At 69.1% G+C, this 25,957-nt stretch carries 20 protein-coding genes; 7 read left to right on the top strand and 13 right to left on the bottom strand.

The genetic code is table 11. The features are described 5' to 3' along the window. Window positions 1-8: 8 nt before the first annotated feature. Window positions 9-1,442, top strand: a complete 1,434-nt coding sequence (locus AC07OY_RS02550) for a cryptochrome/photolyase family protein (protein WP_495040951.1) — start codon at window positions 9-11, stop codon at window positions 1,440-1,442. Here AC07OY_RS02550 and AC07OY_RS02545 read toward each other — a convergent pair. From AC07OY_RS02545 to AC07OY_RS02495, 11 genes are all read right to left on the bottom strand, one after another. Further along, window positions 1,423-2,211 (bottom strand): substrate-binding periplasmic protein, encoded by a 789-nt coding sequence (locus AC07OY_RS02545; protein WP_495040950.1) that lies wholly within the window; start codon window positions 2,209-2,211, stop codon window positions 1,423-1,425. The genes AC07OY_RS02550 and AC07OY_RS02545 overlap by 20 nt on opposite strands. Window positions 2,212-2,264: 53 nt before the next feature. Continuing rightward, window positions 2,265-3,104 (bottom strand): response regulator, encoded by an 840-nt coding sequence (locus AC07OY_RS02540; protein WP_495040949.1) that lies wholly within the window; start codon window positions 3,102-3,104, stop codon window positions 2,265-2,267. A 269-nt stretch (window positions 3,105-3,373) separates the two neighbouring features. Further along, window positions 3,374-4,009, bottom strand: coding sequence for a response regulator (locus AC07OY_RS02535; protein ID WP_495040948.1), 636 nt, complete (start codon window positions 4,007-4,009; stop codon window positions 3,374-3,376). Further along, window positions 4,006-5,400: a CHASE3 domain-containing protein gene (locus AC07OY_RS02530; RefSeq protein ID WP_495040947.1), complete on the bottom strand. Its 1,395-nt coding sequence runs from the start codon at window positions 5,398-5,400 to the stop codon at window positions 4,006-4,008. Before AC07OY_RS02530 ends, AC07OY_RS02535 begins: the two co-directional genes overlap by 4 nt. Before the next feature lie 195 nt (window positions 5,401-5,595). Continuing rightward, entirely contained in the window at window positions 5,596-6,639 is a 1,044-nt protein-coding gene (locus AC07OY_RS02525; protein ID WP_495040946.1) for a GGDEF domain-containing protein, read from the bottom strand. A gap of 10 nt (window positions 6,640-6,649) precedes the next feature. After that, window positions 6,650-12,769 (bottom strand): hybrid sensor histidine kinase/response regulator, encoded by a 6,120-nt coding sequence (locus tag AC07OY_RS02520; protein WP_495040945.1) that lies wholly within the window; start codon window positions 12,767-12,769, stop codon window positions 6,650-6,652. Window positions 12,770-12,820: 51 nt separating this feature from the next. Beyond that, window positions 12,821-15,205 (bottom strand): methyl-accepting chemotaxis protein, encoded by a 2,385-nt coding sequence (locus AC07OY_RS02515; protein WP_495040944.1) that lies wholly within the window; start codon window positions 15,203-15,205, stop codon window positions 12,821-12,823. Window positions 15,206-15,286: 81 nt separating this feature from the next. Beyond that, entirely contained in the window at window positions 15,287-15,817 is a 531-nt protein-coding gene (locus tag AC07OY_RS02510; protein ID WP_495040943.1) for a chemotaxis protein CheW, read from the bottom strand. Between the two features lie 13 nt (window positions 15,818-15,830). After that, window positions 15,831-16,196 (bottom strand): response regulator transcription factor, encoded by a 366-nt coding sequence (locus tag AC07OY_RS02505; RefSeq protein ID WP_495040942.1) that lies wholly within the window; start codon window positions 16,194-16,196, stop codon window positions 15,831-15,833. Between the two features lie 26 nt (window positions 16,197-16,222). Beyond that, complete coding sequence (locus tag AC07OY_RS02500) at window positions 16,223-16,612, bottom strand: response regulator (protein WP_495040941.1); 390 nt, start codon at window positions 16,610-16,612, stop codon at window positions 16,223-16,225. Between the two features lie 49 nt (window positions 16,613-16,661). Continuing rightward, window positions 16,662-16,814 carry a rubredoxin gene (locus tag AC07OY_RS02495; RefSeq protein ID WP_119043521.1) on the bottom strand — a complete coding sequence of 51 codons (153 nt, stop codon included), beginning with the start codon at window positions 16,812-16,814 and terminating at the stop codon, window positions 16,662-16,664. Between the two features lie 177 nt (window positions 16,815-16,991). Here AC07OY_RS02495 and thiD point away from each other — a divergent pair, with 177 nt between their 5' ends. From thiD to AC07OY_RS02475, 4 genes are all read left to right on the top strand, one after another. After that, window positions 16,992-17,939 (top strand): bifunctional hydroxymethylpyrimidine kinase/phosphomethylpyrimidine kinase, encoded by a 948-nt coding sequence (gene thiD, locus AC07OY_RS02490; protein ID WP_495040940.1) that lies wholly within the window; start codon window positions 16,992-16,994, stop codon window positions 17,937-17,939. An 18-nt stretch (window positions 17,940-17,957) separates the two neighbouring features. Continuing rightward, on the top strand, window positions 17,958-19,244 hold the full coding sequence (gene hemL, locus AC07OY_RS02485) for a glutamate-1-semialdehyde 2,1-aminomutase (protein WP_495040939.1): 1,287 nt from the start codon (window positions 17,958-17,960) through the stop codon (window positions 19,242-19,244). A gap of 30 nt (window positions 19,245-19,274) precedes the next feature. Continuing rightward, complete coding sequence (gene mpl, locus AC07OY_RS02480) at window positions 19,275-20,636, top strand: UDP-N-acetylmuramate:L-alanyl-gamma-D-glutamyl-meso-diaminopimelate ligase (protein WP_495040938.1); 1,362 nt, start codon at window positions 19,275-19,277, stop codon at window positions 20,634-20,636. Between the two features lie 265 nt (window positions 20,637-20,901). Next, entirely contained in the window at window positions 20,902-21,120 is a 219-nt protein-coding gene (locus AC07OY_RS02475) for a hypothetical protein (protein WP_495040937.1), read from the top strand. 139 nt (window positions 21,121-21,259) lie between these two features. Here the strand turns inward: AC07OY_RS02475 and AC07OY_RS02470 are convergent, their stop codons facing one another. Together AC07OY_RS02470 and AC07OY_RS02465 are read right to left on the bottom strand one after the other, a co-directional pair. Next, a complete protein-coding gene (locus AC07OY_RS02470) occupies window positions 21,260-21,670 on the bottom strand; it encodes a PaaI family thioesterase (RefSeq protein ID WP_495040936.1) in 411 nt (136 codons plus the stop codon). Between the two features lie 82 nt (window positions 21,671-21,752). Next, on the bottom strand, window positions 21,753-24,434 hold the full coding sequence (locus tag AC07OY_RS02465; RefSeq protein WP_495040935.1) for a zinc-dependent metalloprotease: 2,682 nt from the start codon (window positions 24,432-24,434) through the stop codon (window positions 21,753-21,755). Between the two features lie 114 nt (window positions 24,435-24,548). Between AC07OY_RS02465 and AC07OY_RS02460 the strand changes: the two genes are divergently transcribed. Continuing rightward, the gene (locus tag AC07OY_RS02460; RefSeq protein ID WP_495040934.1) at window positions 24,549-25,142 is read left to right on the top strand and encodes a YqiA/YcfP family alpha/beta fold hydrolase; all 594 of its coding nucleotides are present in this window, start codon (window positions 24,549-24,551) and stop codon (window positions 25,140-25,142) included. Next, window positions 25,139-25,879 (top strand): 3-oxoacyl-ACP reductase FabG, encoded by a 741-nt coding sequence (gene fabG, locus AC07OY_RS02455; RefSeq protein WP_495040933.1) that lies wholly within the window; start codon window positions 25,139-25,141, stop codon window positions 25,877-25,879. The genes AC07OY_RS02460 and fabG overlap by 4 nt, the downstream gene beginning before the upstream one ends. Window positions 25,880-25,957: the final 78 nt, after the last annotated feature.

Here is a 25,957-nt window from a genome sequence, read left to right as displayed (position 1 = left end):
TGTGGCCCATGACTGCCTCCCTCGACCGTGCACTTGTCTGGTTTCGCCGCGACCTGCGCGTGGATGACCAGGCCGCCCTGTACCACGCGCTGAAGAGCGCCGGGCAGGTCTTCTGCGCCTTCATCCTGGACCGCGACATCCTCGACGCCCTGCCCCGCGCCGACCGGCGCGTGGAGTTCATCCTGGGTGCGCTGCAGGTGCTGGACGAGGATCTGCGCAAGCTGGGCGGCGGCTTGATCGTGCGCCATGGCTTCGCGGCGGACGAGATTCCGCGCCTGGCCGCCGAGCTGGGCGTGCAGGCCGTCTTCACCAACCACGACGACGAACCCCAGGCGCTCAAGCGCGATGCCCTGGTGGCCGACCTGCTGAAGAGCTTCGGCACCGAGCTGCTGAGCTTCAAGGACCACGTCATCTTCGAGCGCCGCGAGGTCATGACGGCCGCCGGCGGGCCCTATGGCGTGTTCACGCCCTACAAGAACGCCTGGCTGAAGAAGGTCGACGAGTTCTATCTGAGCAGCTATCCGGTCGAGCGCCACGCCGCTTCACTCGCGAAGAGCAAGCTGGTGAAGGGCGTGCCCACGCTGCAGGACATCGGCTTCGAGCCCGCCGGGCTGACGGCCCATGTCGGCCAGGGCAGCCGTGGCGCCGAGGCCCTGCTGGACGACTTCCTGGACCGCATAGCCGACTACGACAGCAAGCGCGACTTCCCGGCCGTGAAAGGCCCGAGCTACCTGAGCGTGCATCTGCGCTTCGGCACGGTGTCCATCCGCCGCCTGGCGCGCATCGCGCATGATTTGATGCAGGGCGGCGACCATGGCGCCGAGATCTGGCTGTCGGAGCTGATCTGGCGCGATTTCTATCACCAGGTCATGCACCACCATCCGCATGCGATGGCGGCGGCCTTTCGGCCCGAGTACGACGCCATCCAGTGGGAGAGCGGCGCGCATGCCGACCAGCTGTTTGCCGCCTGGTGCGAGGGCCGCACCGGCTACCCGCTGGTGGACGCCGCCATGCGCCAGATCAACCAGACCGGCTATATGCACAACCGCCTGCGCATGGTGGTGGCCAGCTTCCTGACCAAGGACCTCGGCCTGGACTGGCGGCGCGGCGAGGCCTATTTCGCCCGGCAGCTGCTGGACTTCGACCTCGCGGCCAACAACGGCGGCTGGCAATGGGCCAGCAGCAGCGGCTGCGACGCCCAGCCCTATTTCCGCATCTTCAACCCGGTGAGCCAGAGCGAGAAGTTCGACGCCGAGGGCCGTTTCATCCGCCGCTACTGCCCCGAGCTGGCCGCGCTGCCGGCCAAGGCCATCCACGCACCCTGGGAGCGCGCGCCGCTGGATATGCAGGGCATCGCCTATCCCCAGCCCATCGTCGACCACGCGGCAGCCCGCGAGCGCACGCTGGCGCGCTACGCCGTCGTCAAGGCGCGCGCGCCCTGAGGTCGTCGGGGCGGTAGGCCGGCAGGTCGCGCAGCCTCAGCACCTGCTCGCGCCAGGCCGCGACACGCTCGCGGGCGGCGTCCGGCAGGCGGCGGCTGACGGCCAGGTAAAGGTCGGTGCTGATCAGCGGCAGGGGCAAGGCCTCCACCGTCGGCTGGGTGGCGGCGACGGCCAGGAATTCCTCGCGGCTCATGGCCGCCAGGTCGATGCGGCGGGCCAGCAGCTTGTTCAACAGCTGCTCGTTGGCCGAGGCCTTGTCATCCAGCACCACGCCCAGGCCCTGCAGCTTCTCGGCCAGCGTCGTCACGCCGCGCCGCACGCCGACGACAAGGCCGGGCGGGCTCAGGCGCTGGCCATCCCAGTCGGGCGCATCGCCGCGGCGGCGCAGCAGCAGGAACTGGATGCGGCCGATGCGGGTCGCGCTGTCGAGCTGGCCCTGGGGGCCGACGGGGAACTCCAGCTCCTCCAGATAGGCGGGGATGGCCGGCAGGGGCATGGCGTCGGCCTCGCCACTGCCCAGCGCCAGGCGGCAGCGCGCGCTGGGCAGGCGCAGCAGGGTGACGGTCAATCCCGCCTGGCGACCGGCGTCGACCAGCAGCCGGTCGAAGACGCCCAGGCGGCCGGCCTCGCGGTAGAAATAGGGCGGCGCGTCGACGTCGGGCAGGCAGACCCTGACCGGCAAGGGCTGGGCCTGACCCGTCAGCGCCAACATGCCGAGCCCGCCCATCAAGCAAGCCGCAAGCCGACGCAGGCCGTTGCCGGATTTCATGCCTCCCATCGTGCCACGATGGGAGGCGCGCGGGGAACTCAGTCGCAAGCGTCTCAAAGCGCGCCGAAGGCCGTGGCCTGGGCCAGCGTCAGCAGGCCGCGCGGCGAGACGGCGTCGGCGGGAAACAGGGCCATGCCGAGCTCGATGCCCAGGGTGTAGTCCTGGCCGTCGACGCGGAAGGGTTCGCTCATCAACGCGACCAGGCTGCGCGCATGGGCGGCGGCCTGCTCGGCCTGGTCCAGCCGGGTCTGCACGACGGCGAACTGGTCGGCCGAGCTGCGGGCCACGATGTCGGCGTCGCCGCTGGCCTCCTTCAGGCGCAGGGCGACCTGGCGGCACAGCGCGGCGGCGAGGTCGCCGTCGAGCTGGGCCAGGCCGGCCAGGCGCAGCACATAGACGGCCAGGTCGACACCGTCGCGGGTGGCGCAGCGCGAGACTTGGTCCAGGCGCTCGTGCAGGGCGGCTTCGTTGAAGAGTCCGGTCAGGCCGTCGCGCAGCTGGGCGGCGGGCTTGTCATCCAGGCCCACGGGACGGGTGGCGGCATAGTCGGCGAGGTCGTTGAACATCGTCTCCAGGCCACTGGCCTTGTCGTAGAAGGCGTCGGCGCCGGCATCCAGGCAGGCGCGGCGGTAGGCGTCCACGTCCTGGGCCGTCAGCACGGCGATGTGGCCGCTGTAGCCGGCGCGGCGCAGCTGGGCCAGCAGGCTCAGGCCGCTGCCGGTGGCCAGGGACAGGTCCATCAGCACGACGTCGGGCTTGGTCCACTGGATCAGGGCCAGGGCCTGGCGCTCGCCGCCGGCCTCGCCGACGACGCGCATTCCCGGCATGGCTTCCAGGCGGCGCACCAGCAGGCGGCGGATGGAGGCGGAGTCTTCGACGAGGAAAATGTTCATGGACGCCATGGTCGGCCAGCGCGGTTCCTCCAGGCAGCGGGCGATCTTGGCGATGCGACGACAGGATTGCCGCAACCTCGTGTAGGTGAATTGCCTACATGGTGCCCCTCGCTCAGTCTCGCGGCGCTGAACGCGCGCGAACCTGATCGGTCCCCCTGGGGGACGCCAACGCTGGCGGCATCGAGCCCCCAGCGCCGACAGGTGGGCCGGCTCGGGAGCGGCCCAGCGCTCGGCCCGGAACATCAACGTGCGGCGTCCGTTGTGGCCCGTCAAGCATCCGTCAGGCCGTGCTGCACGCAGTACTTGGTCAGCTCGGTGTTGTTGGCCCAGCCGGCCTTCTCCAGGATGCGGGCGCGGTAGCTGCCCACGGTCTTGACCGACAGATGCATGGTCTCGGCGATCTGGGCCGGCGTCTGGCCGGCGGCGATCAGCAGCATGACGCGATGCTCCTGGGTCGACAGCTGCTCATGCGGCAGCGCGTCGGGCGCCTTGCCGCTGAGCAGGCCGAGCAGGTGATCGGCCATGGCCGAGGTGACATAGCGCCCACCCTCGGACAGGCGGCGCAGGGCCACGCGCAGCTCCTCCGGCGCGCGGTCCTTGGGCAGATAGCCCGAGACGCCCATCTGCAGCAGGCGCGCCGCATAGGCCGCCTCGGCATTCAGGCTCAGCACCAGCAGGGGCACACCCGGCAGCACGCGCAGCAGGCGGCTGGCGCCTTCGGTGCCCTGTGAATCGGGCAGGCTGAGATCGAGGGTGACGAGATCGGGCCGCGAGGCGGCGATGCGCTGCAACGCATCGGCGATGGTCGGCGCCTCGTCGATCTGGGCGTCGGGCCATTCCTGCAGCACCAGCTGGGTGATGCCCATGCGCATCAGCGGGTGGTCGTCGACGATCAGCAGTCTCACAGCCAAGCCTCCTCTTGCTGGGCCGCCGCCGGCAGCGCGGGCTCCAGCGGCAGCCAGACGCGCACGCAGCTGCCGCCCCCGGGCGCCGGGCCGAAATCGAAGCTGCCGCCGGCCAGTTCGGCGCGTTCGCGCATATTGCGCAGGCCTGAGGCATCGGGCCGCACGCCGCCGGGGCCGCGGCCGTCGTCGACGATCAGCAGCTCATAGCCGTCTCTTGCCCCGGATGACAGGCCGCAGCCGGCGACGCGCAGCGAGCGCGCCTGGGCATGCCGCAGCACATTGGTACAGGCTTCCTGCACGATGCGGAACAGCGGGCTGGCCTGCTCGGGCGGCAGCAGCGCGGCGTCGCTGAGGTCCAGGGCCGTCGTCAGGCCGGACTGGCGCCCCAGCGTCTGCAGATAGTGGCCCAGGGCCGCTTCCAGGCCGAGCTCGTCCAGCAGCGGCGGGCGCAGCTCCGCCGAGATGTGGCGGGCCGCCCGGATGGCCTCCTCGGCCATCTCCTGCAGCTCGTCCACCAGCGTCTCGGTGCGGGGCGCCAGCTTGGCGCGCAGGGCCAGGGTCAGCATCTTGATGGCCGTGCCCACCTGGCCGACCTGGTCATGCACCTCGCGGGCGAGGCGGCGGCGCTCGGCCTCGATGCTGCGCTCCATCTCGACGGCAAAGCTGCGGATGCGCGCCAGGGCCTGGCTCAGGGCATCGGTGCGCTGGGCGACCTGCTGCTCCAGGCCGGCATTGGCATCGCGCAGCGCGGCCTCGGCCACATCGCGCAGGCGCCTCTCCCTCAGCATCAGCGCCACGGCGACGGCCAGGGTCACCAGGCCCACGCCGGGCAGCAGGCGGGTCAGCCGCGTGGTGCGCTGGCGCACGGCCTGGGTGGCCGCGTCCGCCGTCTCGACGCGCAGCTGCTGCTCGCGGGCCAGCTGCTCGATCTGGAAGCGCAACTCATCCATCACGCGCTTGCCATCCACATAGGCGCTGAGGTCGCGCATCGCCCCGCCGCCTTCGCTGGTGCGCCGCGCAATGGTCTGGCGCGCCTGGGCCAGCCTCTCGTCGATGAGGGCCTCCAGCCTCACCAGCGTCGCGGCGTCGCCGCCCTGGCGCGGCAGGCGCTCGCGCAGGCCGGAGCGCACGTCCTTCAATTCGACGAGGGCGTCCTCGTAGGGGCGCAGGAAAGGTTGCTGGCCGGTGATGAGGAAGCCGCGCTGGCCGGTCTCGATGTCGACCAGCAGCATCAGCAGGCGCTGCAGCTCGGTCTGCATGCGCAGGGCCTGGCTGCGCTCGCCATCGCGCTCCAGCAGGGCGGCCAGGCTCTGGGAGGCGCCCACGGCGGTGCCGACGAAAGCCAGGAAGGCCGCGACCAGCAGGCTCAACGGAAGCCAGGAATAACGCATGCACGATCCGCAACACGCCACGAACCGGAGATGCTGACGGCCACCGCACAGCCTGCCCACGCCACCCCCGCACTGGGCCGCCCGCCGGCGTCTGCAACGCACCGGTCGGGCGATGCCGCTAGGCTATGGCGGTAGCGGTGGAAAAGTCAAGCCACGGTGTTGCCGCGTGCGACGGCGGCGTTAGCACGCCGTGCTTCAGAACAGCTCGACGTCGCTGAGCTGGGCGGCCGCTTCCTGAATCAGGCCGCTGGCCACCAGGGCCGCGTAGTTGTGGACCTGGTTCCGGCCATGGCCCTTGGCGTGATAGACGGCCTTGTCGGCGCGCTCGAAGGCGGCCGCCGGCGCGTCGCCGCCGCGCACCTCGGTGAAACCGATGCTGACGGTGATGCGGCCCACCTGGGGAAAGGCGTAGCGCTCGGTGTTCACGCGCAGGCGCTCGAAGGCCTCGCCGGCGTGGATCTCCTCGTCGCAGCGCATCAGCACGACGAACTCCTCGCCGCCGAAGCGGTAGAGCAGGTCGTGGAAGCGGAAGGAGCCGCGCATCAGCCGCGACAGCAGCAGCAGCACCTCGTCGCCGATCAGGTGGCCGAAGCGGTCGTTGACCGACTTGAAGTGGTCGATGTCGATGACGCCGAGCACATAGTGCGGCACGGCGGCCTCGTGGCGGCGGTCCTCGGCACCATGCTCGGGCGCCGGCGGCCGGGCCGGGATGTCGGAGAGCACCTTCAGGAAGCTCTCGTCGAAGGTCTTGCGGTTCAGCAGGCCGGTCAGGGTGTCGCGCTCGGAGTAGTCGAGCAGGCCCTGGAAGTTGTGATAGATCCGCAGCACGCTGCTGACCATGCGCTGGGAGCCGGCGCCCAGGCGCCGCGTCGACAGGATCTCGATGACGCCGATGACGTCGCGGTCCGTCGCGATCGGGAACAGATAGAGCCACTTGCCGCCGTCGGCCACCTGCGTGACGCTGCGGCTGCGCATGGCCTCCAGGCGCAGCGGGTGGTCGGCCGCGGGCGGCAGCGCCTCGGGCTTGGCCCACAGCGGGTCGGCCGACGCGACGGCGTCCCCCGCCCGAAGATGGGCGCGCGTCAGCCAGCGTTCCTTGCCCGGCTCGCCCACCAGGCGGTAGATGGCGGCCGATTCGGGCTCGAGCAGGTCTCGCAGCGCCATGACCAGGGTGACGTCCATGACGTCCCGGTCACGGAAACCGGTCAGTTCTGCAAGATGGTCGACAACCTGGGACATGGCTTGATGCTCAGGCGGCAAGTGCCTGCTGGGTGAACTGCTGGATCAACCCGAGCAGGTATTCCTCATCGTAGGGCTTGCCGAGGTAGTGGTCGACCCCCAGCTGAGCCGCGTAGTCGCGGTGCTTCTGGGCGATGCGCGAGGTGATCATGATGACGGGCAGACCGGCCAGGCGCGAGTCGGCGCGCATATTGCGCACCAGGTCGAAGCCGTCCATGCGCGGCATCTCGATGTCGGACAGCACCACCGACGGCAGTTCGTCGCCCGACAGCTTCTCCATCGCATCCAGGCCGTCCTTGGCCAGCATGACGCGCAGGCCGACACGCTCCAGGAAGCGCTGGGTCACGCGACGCACCGTCAGCGAATCGTCGACGACGAGCACCAGCGGCGCCTGGGTGACCGTTTCGACCACGGACACCACCTGCTGCTGCGGCACCTCGCCCTTGGACAGGGCATGGGCCGCCTGCAGTCGAGCCTGGGCGTCCAGGCCGTACCAGTCGGCCAGCGCGACGACGTTGTAGATCAGGGCCACTTCGCCCGAAGCCAGCAGGCTGATGCCCGCCAGGCCCGGCACGCGGTTGAGCTGGGCGCCGAGGTTCTTGACCACGACTTCCTGGTTGCCGATGACCTCATCGACGTGCAGGGCCAGGGCCGTCTGCGCCGTCTTGACCAGCACGACGTGGGTGTAGCGCCCATGGGTATGGCCGCGGCCGGCGTGGCCGAGCAGGCCGCCCAGCCAGTAGAACGGCATCTCCATGCCAGCGTGCTGCAGCTTGCCGGTGGCATAGGCCGCCTCGACCGCGTCGACCGGCACGCGCTGCACCGAGGCCATCAAGGCCGCGGGCACGGCGATGACCTGGTCGGCGCTCTTCAGCAGCACGACCTGGGTCAGCGCGGTGGTCAGCGGCAGGCGCAGCAGGAAGCTGGTGCCTTGGCCGGCCTCGGACGTGGTCTCGATGGTGCCGCCGAGCGTGCCGACCTCGGCGCGCACGACGTCCATGCCGATGCCCCGGCCGCTGAGCTCGGTGATCTGGCTGGCCGTCGAGAAGCCCGGCGCGAAGATCAGGCGCTTGAGCTGGGCGTCGTCCGGCTCGGCGTCGGCCGCGATCAGGCCGAGCTGCAGGCCACGCTCGCGGATGCGGGCGAGGTTGAGGCCGGCGCCGTTGTCGGAGAAGTTCAGCAGCACTTCATTGCCGTGCTGGCCGACCTCGATGCGCAAGGTGCCGGTCGCGTCCTTGCCGGCGGCCGTGCGGGCCTCCGGCGTCTCGATGCCGTGGGCGACGCTGTTGCGCAGCAGATGCTCGAAGGCACCGGCCGTGCGCTCCAGCACCGAACGGTCCAGTTCGGTCTGGCCGCCGACGATCTCCAGCTTGACCTGCTTGCCGCTGTCGCGCGAGGCCTGGCGGACGACGCGGTGCATGCGCTCGCCGATGGAGTCGAACTCCACCAGGCGGGTGCGCAGCAGGTCGTCCTGCAGTTCGCGCGTCAGCCGCGACTGGGCGGCCAGCTCGTCTTCACCGGTCTGGACGTTGCGGCCCAGCGAGCGCTGCAGCGTGGCCACGTCGCCGACCGACTCGGCCAGCATGCGGGTCAGTTCCTGGAAGCGGGTGTAGCGGTCGAATTCCAGCGGGTCGAACTCGCGGCCGCCCTGCTGCGCCATCTCCTGCTGGATGTGCATCTGGGCTTCGGCCTGCAGTTCCAGCTCGCGCAGCTGGGCGCGGATGCGGTCCAGGTTGTCGTCCAGATCGAGCAGGGCGCCCTTCATCTGCACCAGCTCGGACTCCATCCGCGCGCGGCGGATGCTGACCTCGCCGGCCTGGGTGGCCATGCGCTCCAGCAGGCTGCCGCGCACGCGCACCAGGGCCTGGCCGATGGCGAGGTTGTCGCTGCCGGCGGCGATCTCGGCGGTGTCGGTGAAGCGGCTCCAGTCGATCTCGCGGACCGGCTCGGCGGGCTTGTTGTCGACGAAGGTGGACGCGACCGGACGCACCGGGGTGTCGTCCACCGGGGCCTCGGCCACCGGCTTCTCGACGGCGGCCAAGACGGGCTTGGCAGCCGGTGCGGGCGGCGGCGGGGCGACGATGGTGGGCGCGGCGGGCGCGACGCCGGCGGCCAGACGGCGGCCCAGTTCCTCGAAGGCATGCTCGAGGGCGTCACCCTCGTGCTGCAGCGCCTGGACCTGGGCGTGGTCGGCGCTGCCGGCGCGCAGCAGGTTCTCGATGGCGGACTCGAGGTGGTGAGCCTGCTCGCCCAGGCGCATGGCCCCGGCGAGGCGTGCGCCACCCTTGAAGGTGTGCAGGGCACGCATGCTGGCGTCGGAACGCCCCAGCTCGGCCGGATGGGCCAGCCAGTCGCGCAGGGCGCCGTGCAGCTGTTCCAGCAGGTCGCGACCTTCTTCCTCGAAGATGGGATAGAGGTCGGGCTCGATGTTGTCGGGCAGGCCGGGCTCGGGTTCATCGGCGTCGGCGGACAGCACCGGGGCCAGCTCGGGCTCCGGCACCGCCTCGGGTTCCGGCTCGGGTTCCGGCTGCACTTCGGCAACAGGCTCGATGGCGGGCTCGGCAACCGCCTCCACCTCGGGTTCGACGGCCTCGACCGGCTCGGGAACGGCCTCGACGACCGGCGCTGCTTCGGCGACGGGTTCGGGTTCGGGCTCGGCCAGGTCGACGGCGGACTCGGGCAGTTCGGCAGCCACCGTGGCCTGCACATCCAGGTCACCGGCGTAGGTGTCGTCGTGCAGGGCCGGCAGGGGCAGCGCATCCAGGGGCGCGGCGGCCGTGAAGGCCTCTTCCTGCGGCTCGTAGGCGTGCAGGCGGGTGATGACCTCGGGATCGTTGGGCTTCAGGAAGCCGGCGGCGAACTGGTGCAGCAGGCGACGGATGTCGTCGGCGGCGCGCACGAAGAGCTCCGCATCCTCGGGCTCGTAGCGCACGGCGCGCTGGGCACGGCCCAGGGTGTGCTCGAGTTCCCGGGCCAGGGCCGACAGGTCCTCGTAGCCCACGGTAGCGGCATTGCCCGCCAGCGCATGGGCCTGCACTTCGCAGCTCTGCGGCACGGGCTGGCTGAGCTCGGCGGCCCATTCGGCCAGGCCGATGGACAGCTTGCGCGACAGCTCGTCGGCCTCGTTCAGGAAGATGTTGAACAGCGCGATGCTGATGCGCAGCGAGCCGATGACCTTGAAGCCTTCGTCGGGGTCGACGGACTCGGGTTCGGGCTCCGGCTCGGCCGGGCTGACCAGGCTGAGCGCCGGCGCGGCGGCCTCTTCCTCGTCGGCCTCCAGCAGCTGGCGCATGGCCAGCGTGGATTCCTCCGGACGCACCGGCGCTTCGCCCATGGGCTCGGCGGTGGCGGCGGCTTCGGGCTCGTCCAGGTCCAGCACGACACCGAAATTGGCCAGCGTCGGCTCTTCGTCCGGCATGGCCGGCAGCGGCAGGGGTTCGGTCGGCGCATGGGCGCCGAACTCGCTGATGGCATCGGCCGGCGGCTGGGTCGGCTCGAAGTCCAGCACGACGTCGGGCAGGGCCAGGCTGGCTTCGGCCTCGGCTTCGCTGGCCGGCGCAGCCAGCTCGAGGACGAAGTCGGGCGCCAGCGCAGGCGTCTCCTCCATCTCGGCCGGCAGGGCGGCGACGATGGGCTCGGCGGCCGGCTCGGCCATGGCCTCGGCGCCACGCTCGATGGCTTCGGGCAGGGCGGCAGCGTCCAGCGACAGGCCGACGGCCTCGGCCTCCACCACTTCGGCACCGAGCGGCAGGTACTGGCCGTGCAGGCGCAGCGAGTCGGCGCTCAGGCGCACCGGATCGGGCAGGCTCTGCCCGCCTTCGGTTCCGGCGATCTGGTTGCGCCAGTGGGCGAAATAGTCCAGCGCCTCGGCGGTGAAGCTCTGCAGGGCCGCGTCGGCCTGGGGGTTGGCTTCGGCGAGACGGGCGTTGTAGAGCTGCTCGCAGGCCCAGGCGCCTTCGCCGAAGGCATCCAGGCCCACCATGCGGGCACTGCCCTTCAGCGTATGGAAGGCGCGGCGCACGACGGTCAGCTGCCCGTGGTCGGCCGGGGCTTCGCGCAGTTCGTCCAGCGCGGCGCGGGCGTTGCCAATGACCTCCTCGGCTTCCTCGAGGAAGATCTCGCGCATCTCCGGGTCGTCCGCGACGCTGGGCGCGGGTGCAGGCGCGGGCGGCGGCGGAGCGACGACGGGGGCCGGTGCCGGCGCAGCGGGCTGCGACAGGTCGACATCGGGCAGGCTGAGATCGGGCAGGTCCAGCGTGGCCAGGTCGACGCGCAGCGGCTGCGTGGCGTCGTAGGCGGGCGCGGCGACTTCGGGCTCCAGATCGACATGGAAGCCGCTGGCCTCGAAGCTGGGCAGCTCGACGGCGCCTTCGCGGCGGCCCATGACGGCATCCAGGCGGCCGCTGGCCTCGTCGAACTGGAACATGCGCTTGGCCAGCTGGGGCTGCACGCTGAGCATGTCGATGAGGAAGCCCAGAGCGCCGAGGTTGTTGGCCAGGCGCTCGAAGACGCCGCGGGCGCTGGCGCGCTCGAAATCGATCTCGGTATTGGCCAGGCCGTCGACCTCGTCGCGCATGCGCACGGTGGCCTGAGCCGCCTGGTCCAGGCCCAGCACGCTGAGCACGCCGCGCATGGCCTGCAACTGGCCGGGCACGGGGATCAGCAGCTCGCGCTTGGCCGGATCGCGGAAGTATTCATCGCACTGCTTCTCGACTTCCGAGAGGCTGGCGCGCAGCTCATGCACGACGCTGCCCAGGGTCTGGCGGTCGGAGACGCGTCGGTACAGCTCCTCCATCCAGTCTTCGAGGGGCTCGGGCGTCTGGCCGTGGGCGACGGCCTCGACGCGGCGGGCCAGGCGGCGCACGCGGTCGGCCTGCTCGGGCTGGTCGAAGGCGGCGTCTTCCAGCGCGGCTTCGACATAGAGCAGGCTGGTGGCGATTTCCATCGCCAGCGCGGGCGGCGGCGTGCTGCGCGAGCGCAGCGTCGCGACGACCGCGCGCTGCAGGGTCTGCGCCAGCACTTCGCCGCTCGGGAAGAGGCGGGTCAGCGAGTCGGCCAGGCCGGCGAACTGTTCATCCAGGCCGGACAGGCGATGCTGGTCGCCCTCGGCGGCGCTGGACCAGCTTTCCTTGGCCGCCATGACGCGGCGCTTGGCCTGCGCGACCCAGGCCGGATCGATGCGGCCGAGGCTGGCGTCCTCGTAGTCGCCGCCATGGTCGTCCGTGAGGCGATAGGCCTCGTGGACGGCGGTCAGGCGCGGGCCGGCGCCCTTGGCGACGCGGCACTGGGCGCAGAAGAACAGCAGGTCCTGGGCCAGGCGATCGCGCGCCGGGTCGGCCTGGTCACCCTGGCCGACGATGCGCAGCTCATGCAGCAGCTTGGAGCCCAGGCGCTTGGTGTAGGCATCGCTGGAAATCAGCTTGAGGGCCTGGCCCTCGAAGACGGCGGCGGCGAGTTGCCACAGGGTGCGCGTCGTGCCGGCGGGCAGGGTCGCCGCCAGGCCGGCACACAGGCCGGACAGGTTGGCGGCATGGGCGGAGCTGGGCTCGCGCATATGGCGCAGCAGCGCGGCCTCGAAGGGCGCGCGCACGGCCTCGGGCGAGCGCGGCAGCACGCCGGCCTCGGGCGCGATGCTGCGCCAGGACCAGTCGTATTGCCAGAGATCGGCCGGGTGGATGCGCTCGACGCCATTGAGCTGCTGCAGCGCGCGATAGCCCGGGTAGAGGGCCAGCGACGAGGTCTTGCTGCCAGCCAGCAGGCGGGCGACATAGGCCAGCAGCGCGAAGTCGGCGCGTTCGATGGTGTCGACCGTGGAGGCCTCGACCTCCAGCGGCCGCTCGGCCAGGCGTGCGACCGCCGTTTCGGCGGCGCGCAGCACGCTGGCGCCGGCCGGCAGGCCGACGAGCGACAGCACGCCGCTGACCTGGTGCAGCTGGGCCGCGGCCTGCTGCAGCGGCACGCTGGGCTGGGCATCGCCGCCAAAGGCGGACAGGCGGTTGTCGCCGCCGTCGCGCACATGGCGGCGCAGGGTCTTGTGCACCGTCTCCAGGGAGCGGCGCAATTCCTCCTGCACCCAGGCCAGTGGGCTGAGGTCGGCCGGGAGTTCGGAGTCTCGCAGGGAGCTGTCCATGCGTTGAGGCTTTCTCGCTCGGTGCGGTGTGCTTGTGGGGTCAGGGGCCGGTCAGGCGACCTTGAATCGGGACACGGACGTGCGCAGCGCCTCGGCGGAGCGGGACAGCTCATGCACCATCTGGGCGGTGGAGCGCGTGCCCTCGGACGTCTGCTCGGTCACCGCGAAGATGTGCTGGATGTTGGACGCCACCTCGTTGGCATGCTCGGCTTCCTGCTGAGCCTGGTTCGAGATCTGTCCGATCAGGCTGTCCAGCTGGCGCGACACGCTGTCGATGTCTTCCAGGGCCTTACCGGCCGCGTCGGACAGTTGCGTACCTTCCACCACACCGCGCGTCGAGCGCTCCATGGCGGCCACGGCGTCGTGGGTGTCGGTCTGAATGGTCTTGACCAGGGCGGCGATTCGGCGCGTCGCGTCGCCGGAGCGTTCTGCGAGGCGCTGCACTTCTTCCGCAACCACCGAGAAGCCGCGACCGGCTTCACCGGCGGACGCTGCCTGAATGGCGGCGTTCAGAGCCAGCACGTTGGTCTGTTCCGTAATGTCCGAGATCAGCTCCGTGATCTCGCCAATTTCCTGGGACGACTCGCCCAGGCGCTTGATGCGCTTGGAGGTCTCCTGGATGGAGTCGCGGATGGTGTTCATACCGGCGATGTTGTTCTGCATCGCGGAGAGACCCTGCTCGGCAGCCTGCCGGCTCTGGCGGGCCACATCGGCCGTCGTCTGCGCCTGCGCGGACACCTCGGTGATTCGACCCGCCATGCCCAGCACGGCCTCGCCGGTGGCGCGGATCTCGTGCAGCTGTTCTTTCGATGCCGCCAGCAGGTCGGTGGAGGTCTGGTCAACCGCGCCGGTCGTGTCCGTCACGCGGGCTGCCGTGGCCTGCACCTGGCCGACCAGGTTGCGCAGTTCTTCCACCGTGTAGTTCACGGAGTCGGCGATCGCGCCGGTGATGTCTTCCGTCACCGTGGCTTGCTGCGTCAGGTCGCCTTCAGCGACGCTGGCCAGTTCGTTCATCAACCGCAAAATGGCGGCCTGGTTGGCGTCGTTGACGCGCTTGGCCTCTTGCTCCTGGGCTTCGGCTTCGCGGCGCGAGGCTTCGGCAAGCGTGGCGCGTTCGGACTGGTCGGCCACGAACAGGCGCAGGAAGCCGATGGCACCCGCGACCAGCGCAATCAGCGACAGGCCCAGCAGCGCGATCAGGCCCCAGCCGGCGCCGCCGGACTTTTCCAGATCGGCAGCGGTCTGCTCCAGGTTCTTGCGCAGCGGTTCGGAGTCGTTCAGGATGGCCGTCTGGGCTTCACGGGCCGACACCAGGCCTTGCAGGTTGCCCAGAATCGCGGAGGCTTGCGTGCGGGTCTGCTCGTACTGCTTGAGCAGGGTCTGCAGGCGTTCCTTCAGCTGCGGGTCACGCGCGGCGTTCAGGCGCAGCTCGGGGCTGCCGCTGATCAGGGCCTCGGTGATGAGCTTGAAGGAGTTCAAGTCCTTGCCCAGCAGGAACACGGCCTCGGGGCTCACGCCTTCCTGCGTCAGGAACTCGTTGGCGCTCTTGCCGATACGCTGGGTCAGCATCACGAGCTGGCCGACCGCGGAGACTTCGCCCGCCGACGAACCGATCTGCAGCGCTTGAGATGACACCGCCTCGGCGCTTTCCAGCAGGTCGCTGGACTGGCGGTTGATGGCGCGCAGGGCCTGGCCCACCTGGGTCAGGATCTTTTCCTGGGCCTGCACGACCTTGCCGTTCTTCTCGGCGCGCTCGACCAGGGGCTTCAGCAGCTCCAGCGTCGGCTGCACGGCGTCAGGCGCCTTGGCCAGATCACCCTCGCCGGTGCGCAGGTTGTTGACGACGCCGCTCAGCGTGCTGACCGACTCGCGCAGTTCAGCGAAGGCGGCGGGGTTGCCCACCAGGGCGGCGGACACCGACTTGGCCATACGCTGCGAGTGCATCAGCGCCTGGCCGGAAGCGCGCACCTGGGCCGCGCTGCGGTTGGACGAGACCAGCACCAGGCTGACGGAGATGAAGGTGCCGATGAAGCCCACGGCCACCAGGGCCGTCAGCACGCGCTGGCGGTGGCGGCCGAACAGCTCACCCAGCTTCTCGGCACCGGTCGGCGCCGTGTTGGACGGGGGCAGCATCGTCGGGTCGGCCGCCTGCGTCGTCGGCGCGAAGCTCATCGTGCTGCTGGGCGGGAACTCGCTGTTCGGGCCCGGCTCGGTGGGCACCGCCTGCGAGATGATGGACGGCGCCTCCGTGCGGGGATACACCTCGGCACGCGCGGGCACGGGGATCTCGACGCCGGCAAGCGTGGAGTCGGCATTGCGGGTGGCGTCGAAGCCCGCGCTTGCGCGCGAATCGATGGTCGTATCTGCGGCTTCCGGCGGCGCCGGCTGCAGATCATCGGCTTCGGACTTTCCCCTGATTTTGTCCAGCAGGCTCATCTCACCCTCGTCCTTCAGTGTTTGTGATGTCCGCGTTTTGCCGCGGCTCGGAGCTTGGAAGCTTGGAAATAAATGCGTGCATCAAGCGACGATGTGCAGGAAATTCTCCTGCCGCGACAACGCCTCGAGATTGATTTCTTGCCAACTACGACCGGCTTCGTCGCGGCGCAGCGCGCCCGCGAAGCGCGGCAGCGGGCCCGCGGGCTGCTGGGCCGCCAGCGGCAGTTGTTCATCGCTGCGCAGGCCGGCCAGCCGGTCCACGAGCAGCGCGCAGTTCAGATTCAGATCGCTGCCCAGCGACACCAGGCGGCTTTGCGGCGCCACGGCACGGCCGGGCGTGGGGTCGCGCAGGCCCAGGTAGACGGCCAGGTCCACCACCGTGAACAGGCCGCCGCGCAGATTCGCGACGCCAGACAGCCAGGGCTTGGCATAGGGCACGGGCTTGATCGGCACCGGCGCGAAGATTTCGCTGGCCTGCTTCAGCGAGAACAGCAGGCCGGCGCCGGCGCATTCGACGGCCAGCCAGTTCGCGATGAGCGTCTGCTCGCGCGCGGCCTGCATGCGCTCGGCCAGACGCTGCTGCAGTTCGCGGAGGGCGGTCTTGTTGGCCATGCGCTTGTCGCCTTCAGCCCAGGGCCTTGATCTTGGCCAGCAATTCTTCGGCCTTGACAGGTTTCACGACGTAGTCGCTGGCGCCCTGGCGCATGCCCCAGACCTTGTCGGTCTCCTGGCCCTTGCTGGTGCACATGATGATGGGGATGCCGATATAGCGCTCGTCGCGGGTGATGGCGCGGGTCAGCTGGAAGCCGTTCTGGCCGGGCATGACGACGTCCATCAGGATCAGGTCGGGCTTGGCCTCGGCCAGGCGCTTCATGGCCTCTTCGGCGTTCTCGGCCGTGCGGACGTCGAAGCCGCGCTTGACCAGCATCTCCGACAGCGCGTGGAGCTCGGTCTTGGAATCGTCAACCAGCAGGATGTTGTGAATGCTCATGGCAGTTCTCTCTCGGTAGGTGCTTCTCAGGGCCGGTGCTGCAGCACCGCTTGAAGCAGCTGGTCTTTGGTGAAGGGCTTGGTCAGGTAGTCCTGCGAGCCCACCATGCGCCCGCGGGCCTTGTCGAACAGGCCGTCTTTCGAGGACAGCATGATCACCGGCACTCCCGCGAACTGCGGGTTGCGCTTGATGATGGCGCAGGTCTGGTAGCCGTCCAGGCGCGGCATCAGGATGTCGCAGAACACGAGATCAGGATGAAAGTCGCCCAGCTTGGCCAGCGCGTCGAAGCCGTCCTCGGCCAGGGCCACCGTATGGCCGCCCTGTTTCAGGAAGATCTCCGCGCTGCGGCGGATGGTGTTGCTGTCGTCGATGACCAGGATGCGGGTGGGGCCCGCGCCGGAACTTTGCTCGTTCAAACCTCGTCTCCTCTGAACTTCAGCTTGGGGCCGCGCCTTTGAGGCCGAGTCAGATGCGCACCATCTCGAAATCCTCTTTGCGCGCACCGCAATCGGGGCAGGTCCAATTCATGTCCACATCGGCCCAGGCGGTGCCCGGTGCGATGCCATGCTCAGGATCGCCCGTCGCTTCGTCATAGATCCATCCACAGATCAGGCACATCCAGGTACTGGGTTCGCTCACGGTGCTTAGAGTTTGCTCACTACAATCGAATCATTCTAGCCAGGGCCTGAGAGCGCAATGCTGAGGGCAAACGCCTGTGCCCAGGGCCTCATAAGCGGCCTTTTAGCGGCAGACTCCACGCTTTGTGGCCGCTTTGGCCGCCATCGCCGAACCTCCATGAGCCCAACACCTCTTCCCACCGACCCCGAGGTCGATGCACCCCAGGACGAGCAGGAAAGCCCGCCGCCTGCCTGCGTGCTCAGTTTCAATGCCAGCGACGCCTCCGGCGCCGGGGGCCTGGCGGGCGACGTGGCCACGATCGCGGCCATGGGAGCCCACTGCCTGCCCGTCGTCACGGCCATCGTGCTGCGCGACACGGCCGAGGTCTTCGAGCACGAGAACCTCGACCCCGACACCGTCGCCGAGCAGGCCCGCCACATTCTCGAGGACGTGCCCATCACGGCCTGGAAGGTCGGCTTCCTGGGCAATGCCGAGTCGGTGGCCGCCGTTGCCGAGGTGCTGAGCGACTACCCCGACGTGCCGCTGGTGACCTATCTGCCCTCGGTGGCCTGGATCGACGAGGACGACCAGCAGCAATACCTGGACGCCCTGCGCGAACTGGTGCTGCCGCAGACGGCCGTCCTCGTGGGCAACCACAAGACCATGACGGACTTCCTGCTGCCCGACTGGGACAACGAGCGCGCACCGTCGGCCCGCGAGTTGGCCGTCGCCGCCGCCCAGGCCGGCGCCCAGCATGTGCTGGTGACCGGCGTCCAGCTGCCCAACCAGTATGTGGACAACGTGCTGGCCAATGCCCAGGGCCCCATCACCGGCGAGAAGTTCGAGCGCTTCGAGACCGCCTTCGTCGGCTCCGGCGACACGCTGGCCGCGGCCCTCGCCGCCCTGCTGTCGGTGGGCGCCGAACTGCACTCGGCCGTCAGCGAGGCCCTGTCCTTCCTGGACCAGTCGCTGGACGCGGGCTTCCGCCCCGGCATGGGCAATGTCATCCCCGACCGCTTCTTCTGGGCCCTGCCCGCCGCGGACGAGGAAGGCGGCGAGCCGCCCGGCTTCGAGCCCGATCCCGAACCCGAGCAGCCGCCCAAGACGCCGCGCCGGATGCACTAATTTCCTGATCCCGTTCCCATGGCCAGCAATTCAGAGCTCTTCGAGCGCGCCGCGCGCGTCATTCCCGGCGGCGTGAACTCGCCCGTGCGCGCCTTCCGCGCCGTCGGCGGCACGCCTCGCTTCATTGCCCGCGGCGAAGGCGCCTACATCTTCGACGCCGAAGGCAAGCGCTACGTCGACTACATCGGCTCCTGGGGCCCGATGATCCTCGGCCACGGCCACCCGGCCGTGCTCGAAGCGGTGACGAAGGCAGCGGCGGAAGGCTTCTCCTTCGGCGCGCCCACCGAACGCGAGATCGAGCTGGCCGAGGAAATCCTCAAGCTCGTGCCCAGCATGGACCAGGTGCGCCTGGTCAGCTCCGGCACCGAAGCGACGATGAGCGCCATCCGCCTGGCGCGCGGCGCCACCGGCCGGGCCAAGTTCATCAAGTTCGAGGGCTGCTACCACGGCCATACCGACGCCCTGCTCGTGAAGGCCGGCTCGGGCCTGGCCACCTTCGGCCACCCGACCAGTGCCGGCGTCACGCCGGGCGCCGCGGCCGACACCGTCGTGCTGGAATACAACAACGTCGAGCAGCTCGAAGCCGCTTTCGGCCAGTACGGCAGCGAACTGGCCTGCGTCATCATCGAGCCCATCGCCGGCAACATGAATTTCGTGCGGGCCTCCCTGCCCTTCATGACGGCGCTGCGCAGGCTCTGCAGCCAGCACGGCGCGCTGCTGGTGTTTGATGAGGTCATGACGGGCTTTCGCGTCGGCCTCGGCTCCGCTCAAGCCCACTATGCGAAGCTGATCCCGGGCTTTGCGCCCGACATTTCGGTCTTCGGCAAGGTCATCGGCGGCGGCATGCCGCTGGCCGCCTTTGGCGCCAAGCGCGAGGTCATGCAGCATCTGGCCCCCCTGGGCGGCGTCTACCAGGCCGGCACCTTGTCCGGCAACCCGGTGGCCACAGCCTGCGGCCTGGCGACGCTGCGCGAGATCCAACAGCCCGGCTTCTTCGAGTCGCTCTCCGCCAAGACACGCCAGCTCGTGGATGGCCTGACGGCGGTAGCCGAAGAGAACGGCGTGCCCTTCAGCGCCGACTGCGAAGGCGGCATGTTCGGCTTTTTCCTGCTGCCCGAATTGCCGCAGAACTACACCACCGTCATGACGACGGACAAGGAGCGCTTCAACCGCTTCTTCCATGCGATGCTGGACGCCGGCATCTATCTTGCTCCGGCCTTGTACGAGGCGGGCTTCGTATCGGCGGCCCACAGCCAGGCCGATATCGACGCCACGCTTGCGGCTGCGCGCACCGCCCTGCGCTGATCCCTTCCGCCTCCTCGTAGGCTGACCGACATGCATCTCCACATCCTCGGCATCTGCGGCACCTTCATGGGCGGCCTCGCGGCGCTGGCGCGCGAAGCCGGCCACAAGGTCACCGGCTGCGACGCCAATGTCTACCCGCCGATGAGCACCCAGCTCGAGGCACTGGGCATAGCGCTGATCACCGGCTTCGGCGCCGAGCAGCTGGAGCTCAAGCCCGACGTCTTCGTCATCGGCAATGTCGTCACGCGCGGCGAGCGCTTCCCGCTGATGGAAGCCATCCTCGACGCCGGCCTGCCCTATGTGTCGGGCCCGCAATGGCTGGCCGAGCATGTGCTGCAGGGCCGCCATGTGCTGGCCGTCGCCGGCACGCATGGCAAGACGTCGACGACCTCGATGCTGGCCTGGATCCTGGAGCATGCCGGCCACAAACCCGGCTTCCTGGTCGGCGGCGTGCCGCAGAACTTCGGCGTGTCGGCCCGCCTGGGCGAGGGCTCGCCGTTTGTCATCGAGGCCGACGAGTACGACACCGCTTTCTTCGACAAGCGCAGCAAGTTTGTCCACTACCGCCCGCGCACGGCCATCCTGAACAACCTCGAGCACGACCACGCCGACATCTTCCCGGACCTGGCCGCCATCGAGACCCAGTTCCACCATCTCGTGCGCACCGTACCGGCCAGCGGCCGCCTCGTCGTCAACGCCCGCGAGGAGGCGCTGCAACGCGTCATCGCGCGCGGCTGCTGGAGCGAGGTGCAGCGCTTCGGCGCCAAGAAGGAAGAAGCCGGCATGCTGCGCGCCCGCGGCGAGCCGCAGGCCTTCGACGTGCTGCGCGGCAGCTTGAAAGTCGCCCGTGTGGAGTGGGGCCTGATCGGTGAGCACAACCAGCTCAACGCGCTGGCGGCGATTGCCGCTGCAGAGCATGTGGGCGTGTCGCCCGAGCAGTCGGCCGCTGCCCTCGCTGAATTCCAGAACGTGCGCCGCCGCATGGAGCTGCGCGGCGAGGCCCGCGGCGTCAAGGTCTACGACGACTTCGCCCACCATCCGACGGCCATCCGCACCACCATCAACGGCCTGCGCCGCCGCATCGCCCCGGCCGACCGCATCCTCGCCATCTTCGAGCCGCGTTCCAACACGATGAAGCTGGGCACGATGAAGGCGCAGTTGCCGTGGGCTTTGGAGGAAGCCGATCTGGCGTTTTGCAATCAGCAGGGGCTGACGTGGGACGCGAAAGACGCGCTCGCGCCGATGGGGGCGCAGGCTGTGGTTGGCGCTGACGTGGATGAGTTGGTGGCGTCTGTCGTGAAGGTTGCGAAGCCTGGGGACCATTTGCTGTGCATGAGCAATGGTGGGTTCGGCGGCATTCACGAGAAGCTGTTGGCTGCTTTGGCGAAGTAAGCGCCTCATCGCTGCATTGCCGGGAGTCCGTCCCGGCGGCCGGGTAACTTTCTTCTGCGGGGCCAGAAGACAACGAAGTTGCGGCGAAGCCAAAGTCACCAAAGAAGAGGCCCTGAACCGCACTCGACCGCGGCCCCGCCATCAGCAGCGCGCGAAAACAGCCAAAGACATTGCGGGAAGAAGCGAACCGCTGCGCTCTCGCCTCCCACTTGTCACGAGCAGCATTCATCGCACCGCCTGCCCGTTCGACGCGCGGCTGCACGCCGTGCTCATCAGAAACACCGAACAGCCGCGTCGCTCGGGCGACGCTGCATTGGGTTTTCTTGCTGATGAGCCCGGCGTGCAGCCGGCGTTAAGCGGCTTGAAAGTCCGATCGCTGATGCGCGGCACAAGTGGGAGGCGAGAGCGCAGCGGTTCGCGTGTGGGCATGACCCACGTCGAGCGCAGCGAGCGCTTCATTCCGCTCGGATGCGGATTGCATTGAGCGCTCCTCTTTTGGTGACTTTTCTCTGGCGCGTCAGAGAAAGCCGCAGGCTTCGCTAAAAGTTACCCGCCATGCCGGGGCGGACTCCCGGCTCACTGCAGCGAGTGTCTGAAGGTCTCGGCAAAGCAACCCGCGACCATCACTTGCCGTACAGCACCATCTGCGTGCACCTGAACAAGGCCATGGTCTTCCCCGTGTCCTTGTTGGTGACCACTGCATCCCACACCTGCGTCGTCCTCCCCAGGTGCACCGCCTTGGCCACGCAGGCAATCGTGCCCTCGCGCGCCGTGCCGAGGTGGTTGGACTTCAGCTCCACCGTCGTGAAGCCCACCGCCCCTTCCGGCAGCGCCTGCACACAGCCATAGCCCGCGCAGGTGTCGGCCAACGTGACCACGCTGCCCGCATGCAGAAAGCCGTTGGGCGCCATCAGCTCAGGCCGCACGGCCAGCTCCGCATGGATCTCGCCAGGCTTGACGTCGGTGATGACGATGCCCAGATAGCCAGGCAGGTTCTTGGCGCCGAATTGATTGAGTTTGTCGGGTGTGGACATGACTGCTCTCGAAGTAGCGGCCATGCTAAGACAAGAAAAAAGGCCGGCATGAAGCCGGCCTTTTGATCAGAGCCAGAACCGATCAGCTGCGCACCAGCGACGCCTTCAGCATCGAGTTCAGCATGTCCTGGGTCTCGGCCAGATGGGCGCGCGTCTCGACCGACAGGCCCGGCTTGGCGGAAGCCGTGCGCAGGTCGTTCAGCAGCTGGCTGGCGTGCCAGCGGGCCATGGAGAAGGCGTCGGCGTAGACCGTCGCACCATTGGTCGCGCGGTTCAGCTGGGCCTGCAGGCGGCGCAGGTATTCGCGCTGCAGGCTGCGGCGCATGCGGTCGATCTCGGTGCCGGTCTTCAGCTCGCTGAAGATGGCGCCTTGCAGCGTGCCATAGACCTCGCTGAGCGACACCGCACCCTTGCGCTGGGCCTCGGGCAGGTAGGCACCCTGCTCGATGAGGCGGCGCGCCGTGTTGGGCGACATCAGGCGGTCCAGCACCCGGCCCTGCAGCACGCTGACGCTGTCGGGAATCGACATCGGCAGGCCGCGGTCCCACTCGTTGTAGTCCAGGGTCTGGGTCGCGAGGAACTCAGGCTTGAACTTGAACGAGTCGCTGGACAGCAGGCCGCCGGCGATGAAGCGCAGGGCGTCGCGCTGCTGGGCGTTGTCCACCGGCTTGAAGGCCGGGCCGGTCGTGATGCCGGGCACCACGCGCTCGGCCTGCATGCCGCCCACGTACTTGCTGACGTTGTTGGCCGTCATGCCCAGCTGGCGGAAGCTCTCGAAGACCGAGCGGCGTGCACGCAGCGGGTCATCGCCGACAGCGGCCGGACGGGTCTGCACGCGCTCCCACAGCTCCTGGCTGAGCTTGAGGCGCTTCTTGGCATAGGCCAGCGGGTCGTCGCCCAGGTCGCGCTGGTTGGTGCGCGGGTCGAAGCCGTCATAGGGGCCGCCGACGCCCTGGTCGAAGTCGTCGCCATAGGCCAGCTTGGGCTCGGTCGAGCGGGACGCGATCTTGGCCAGCTCGGCGGCTTCCTGCTCGGCGGGGATCTGCTTGTAGGCGTATTCAACGGCCCAGTAGTCGTAGGCACCCAGCGTCGTGTTGGTCAGGCTGGCCTTGGGCTCGCCCTTCAGCGGCAGGTTGTAGGCGTTGTAGTCCATCACCGAGTTGGAGATGCCGTTGGCCTCGGTGAAGGCCTTGTCCTTGAGCTGGGCCTGGGTGATGGTCGTGGACGACTTGAAGTTGTGCTTGAAGCCCAGCGTGTGGCCGACCTCATGCATGATGACGTCCTTGATGACGGCCTGCGCCAGGGCCTCGGCCTCGGGACCGTTCATGTCCATGCCGTCGCGCAGCGCCAGCAGGTCCAGCGCGAAGCCGAACTCGTTGGCCTGGTCGGCCATATAGCTGCACTGCTGCTCGGACAGGCGCGCGCTGCGCTCGCCCATCCAGCTGGCGGCGGCGTGGCTGTGGCCATGGTCGTGGCCATGGAAGCCCAGCACGTCGTCCGACGCCAAACGGCGCGAGCCGCGGCCGAAGACGTCGCTCATGCCGATGTCGGCATCCAGGATTTCACCGGTGCGCGGGTCGCGGTTGCTCGGGCCGATGGCGAAGCCCACGTCGGCGCCGGTGAACCAGCGGATGGACGCGTGCGTCGAATCCATGTTGTCCCAGTCGGCGTCGTCGGGCTGCTGCTTGGCCTGCACGGCGTCCTTGAAGCCGATCTTCTCGAAGGCCTTGTTCCACTCCTCGATGCCCGCCTTGACCGCGGCGCGGTATTTGGTCGGGATGTTCTTGTCCATCCAGTAGACGATGGGCTGCACCGGCTCGGACAGCGCGGCGCTCGGGTCCTTCTTCTCCAGGCGCCAGCGGGCGATCATGTGCACGCGCGGGTTGGCCTTGAGGTCGTCGCCGAAGTCGCTGTAGCTCTCCATGAAGTGGCCCAGGCGCGGGTCGGCATGGCGCACGGCGGCCGGCGTCTCGGGCAGGGCGCGGAAGCTGTAGACGAAGCTGAAGAACATCGAGCGCGGATCCGGCGTGGCCTGGGGCGGCGTCGGCACGGGCACGGGCGCGGGCACCAGGGAAGGCGCCGGGATGCGCGGCGTGGCGAAGTGCACGCGCGAGGTCAGCGTCGACACCTGGGCATCGGCGCGGGTGGCCTCGATGAAGGAGTTGGTGCGGTCGGGCGCGAAGGGCAGGCGGTAGGCGAACTCCAGGCGCGTGGAATAGCCGGGGATGTCGCCCAGCAGCAGGTTGCTGGCATCCACCAGCACCGACTTGCGATCCGGGTGCTCGGCGCTGGCCACGCCGGAAGCGGCGATCAGGCTGGGCGAGAAGGCCTGCTCGATGGCGATCTTGCTGGAGGGATTGGCGGTGCGGAACTTGGTGTTCAGCGCGATCAGCTGCACATGGTTGCCGATGCGGCGCCATTCGGCCATCTCGTCACCCAGCATCTGGCTGGCGTAGAGGCCGCGCTCGCCGACGGAGTTGGCGACGTTGACGCTGAACAGGAAGGGCTTGTTGAAGGCTTCCTTGGGGATCTCGATCCAGACCTTCTCGTCCTTGCGCCAGATCGGGAACAGGCCAGGCTGCTCCTTGGCGCCCTTGATGACATCGGCGAAGGGCTTGGGGGCGGTGGGGTCGACCGGCGGGCGGGCGGCGGCGGCAGGCCCCGAAGCGGCGGCGGCAGGCGCGGGCGGGGTCTGGGCTTGGGCGACCGCGGCCAGTGCAAGCAGGGCGGCGGTGGCCAGGGCGGTGCGGGGCGTCGGAATCATGAGGACGGGTCCGGGATTGCGGAAAGGCAGGCACTGTGGCTGGCGGCGACACTCACGTCAATCCGAGTCCTCCCCCGTCGCAGGGGCACAAAAATTCACATCAAAACTTCCGTCATGGAACTCACACATCTGCTCTATTTGCACGGCTTTCGTTCCTCGCCGGCCTCGGCCAAGGCGCGCCGCATGGCTGCGTGGGCGGCCGGGCAGCCGGGCCTGAGCTTCGTCGCGCCGCAATTGCCGCCCTCACCGCTGGAGGCCATGGAACTGGTCGCCGGCCTCATCCAGGGCTGGCCCGCCACCGGCGCGGCCGTCATCGGCAGCTCCCTGGGCGGCTTCTATGCCACCTTTGTCGCCGAACAGCCGGCCCATCGCGGCTGGCGCGCCGCCGTGCTGAACCCGGCCGTCGACCCGGCCCGCGACCTCGCCCGCCACATCGGCACGCTGACCGGCTGGCACGACCCGCAGCTGCAGTTCGAGTTCACCGCCCGGCATGTGGCCGAACTGGCCGCGCTGACGCCGCCGTCGCGCCTGCACAACCCGGCGCGCTACTACGCGCTGATCGCCAAGGGCGACGAGCTGCTGGACTGGCGCGAGATGCTGGCCCGCTACGCTGGCTGCGACGGCGAGGTGCTGGAAGGCAGCGATCATGGCCTCACCGACTTCGACGACCATCTGCAACCCCTGACGGAATTCCTGACGAAGCCATGAAACTCCAGAACAAGGTCTGCATCATCACCGGCGCGGCCCAGGGCATCGGCCTGGCCACTTCGCTGAAGTTCGCCCGCGAGGGCGCCACCGTCATCGTCTGCGACCTGCGCCCCGAGGGCGTCGACGCGGCCGTCCAGGCCTGCGAGAAGCTCGGCGCCACGGCCCAGGGCTACACCTTGGACGTGGCCGACCGCGTGTCGGTCGACCTGATGGTGGCCGCCGTGCTGGCCGACTTTGGCCGCGTCGACGTGCTGGTCAACAACGCCGGCATCACCAAGGACGCCCGGCTGCAGAAGATGACGCTGGCCCAGTTCGACGCCGTCATCGACGTCAACCTGCGCGGCGTCTTCCACTGCGCCCAGGCCGTGGCCGACACCATGGTGCACCAGGGCTCGGGCGTCATCCTGAATGCCTCTTCGGTGGTCGGCATCTACGGCAACTTCGGCCAGACCAATTACGCGGCGGCCAAGTTCGGCGTCATCGGCTTCACCAAGACCTGGAGCCGCGAGCTCGGCCCCAAGGGCGTGCGCGTCAATGCGGTGGCGCCCGGCTTCATCGACACCCCCATCCTCGGCACCATTCCCGACAAGGTGCTGGACGAGATGCGCGCCCATGTGCCGCTGAAGCGCCTGGGCAAGCCCGAGGAGATCGCCAATGTCTATGCGTTCCTTGCGAGCGACGAAGCGAGCTATGTCAACGGCGCGGTCATCGAGGTGTCCGGAGGCATGACTGTCTAAGCAGGCCGGCTCGGTGAACTGGAGTCGGACGCAAGCAGTCCCTGCGGACTGCTTGTGCGTACGGAAGGACATTGGCCT

The sequence above is a fragment of the Roseateles sp. GW821-FHT09H10 genome, assembly GCF_059415865.1.
The sequence above is the reverse complement of the archived record's forward strand: the minus strand, read 5'-3'. Positions and strand labels throughout refer to the sequence as shown.

Excerpts from the sequence above, each read along its gene's own strand:
- AC07OY_RS02550 (WP_495040951.1), top strand. The coding sequence starts at position 9 with ATGACTGCCTCCCTCGACCGTGCACTTGTCTGGTTTCGCCGCGACCTG.
- AC07OY_RS02545 (WP_495040950.1), bottom strand. The coding sequence starts at position 2,211 with ATGAAATCCGGCAACGGCCTGCGTCGGCTTGCGGCTTGCTTGATGGGC.
- AC07OY_RS02540 (WP_495040949.1), bottom strand. The coding sequence starts at position 3,104 with ATGAACATTTTCCTCGTCGAAGACTCCGCCTCCATCCGCCGCCTGCTG.
- AC07OY_RS02530 (WP_495040947.1), bottom strand. The coding sequence starts at position 5,400 with ATGCGTTATTCCTGGCTTCCGTTGAGCCTGCTGGTCGCGGCCTTCCTG.
- AC07OY_RS02525 (WP_495040946.1), bottom strand. The coding sequence starts at position 6,639 with ATGTCCCAGGTTGTCGACCATCTTGCAGAACTGACCGGTTTCCGTGAC.
- AC07OY_RS02520 (WP_495040945.1), bottom strand. The coding sequence starts at position 12,769 with ATGGACAGCTCCCTGCGAGACTCCGAACTCCCGGCCGACCTCAGCCCA.
- AC07OY_RS02515 (WP_495040944.1), bottom strand. The coding sequence starts at position 15,205 with ATGAGCCTGCTGGACAAAATCAGGGGAAAGTCCGAAGCCGATGATCTG.
- AC07OY_RS02510 (WP_495040943.1), bottom strand. The coding sequence starts at position 15,817 with ATGGCCAACAAGACCGCCCTCCGCGAACTGCAGCAGCGTCTGGCCGAG.
- AC07OY_RS02505 (WP_495040942.1), bottom strand. The coding sequence starts at position 16,196 with ATGAGCATTCACAACATCCTGCTGGTTGACGATTCCAAGACCGAGCTC.
- AC07OY_RS02495 (WP_119043521.1), bottom strand. The coding sequence starts at position 16,814 with ATGTGCCTGATCTGTGGATGGATCTATGACGAAGCGACGGGCGATCCT.
- thiD (WP_495040940.1), top strand. The coding sequence starts at position 16,992 with ATGAGCCCAACACCTCTTCCCACCGACCCCGAGGTCGATGCACCCCAG.
- hemL (WP_495040939.1), top strand. The coding sequence starts at position 17,958 with ATGGCCAGCAATTCAGAGCTCTTCGAGCGCGCCGCGCGCGTCATTCCC.
- mpl (WP_495040938.1), top strand. The coding sequence starts at position 19,275 with ATGCATCTCCACATCCTCGGCATCTGCGGCACCTTCATGGGCGGCCTC.
- AC07OY_RS02470 (WP_495040936.1), bottom strand. The coding sequence starts at position 21,670 with ATGTCCACACCCGACAAACTCAATCAATTCGGCGCCAAGAACCTGCCT.
- AC07OY_RS02465 (WP_495040935.1), bottom strand. The coding sequence starts at position 24,434 with ATGATTCCGACGCCCCGCACCGCCCTGGCCACCGCCGCCCTGCTTGCA.
- AC07OY_RS02460 (WP_495040934.1), top strand. The coding sequence starts at position 24,549 with ATGGAACTCACACATCTGCTCTATTTGCACGGCTTTCGTTCCTCGCCG.
- fabG (WP_495040933.1), top strand. The coding sequence starts at position 25,139 with ATGAAACTCCAGAACAAGGTCTGCATCATCACCGGCGCGGCCCAGGGC.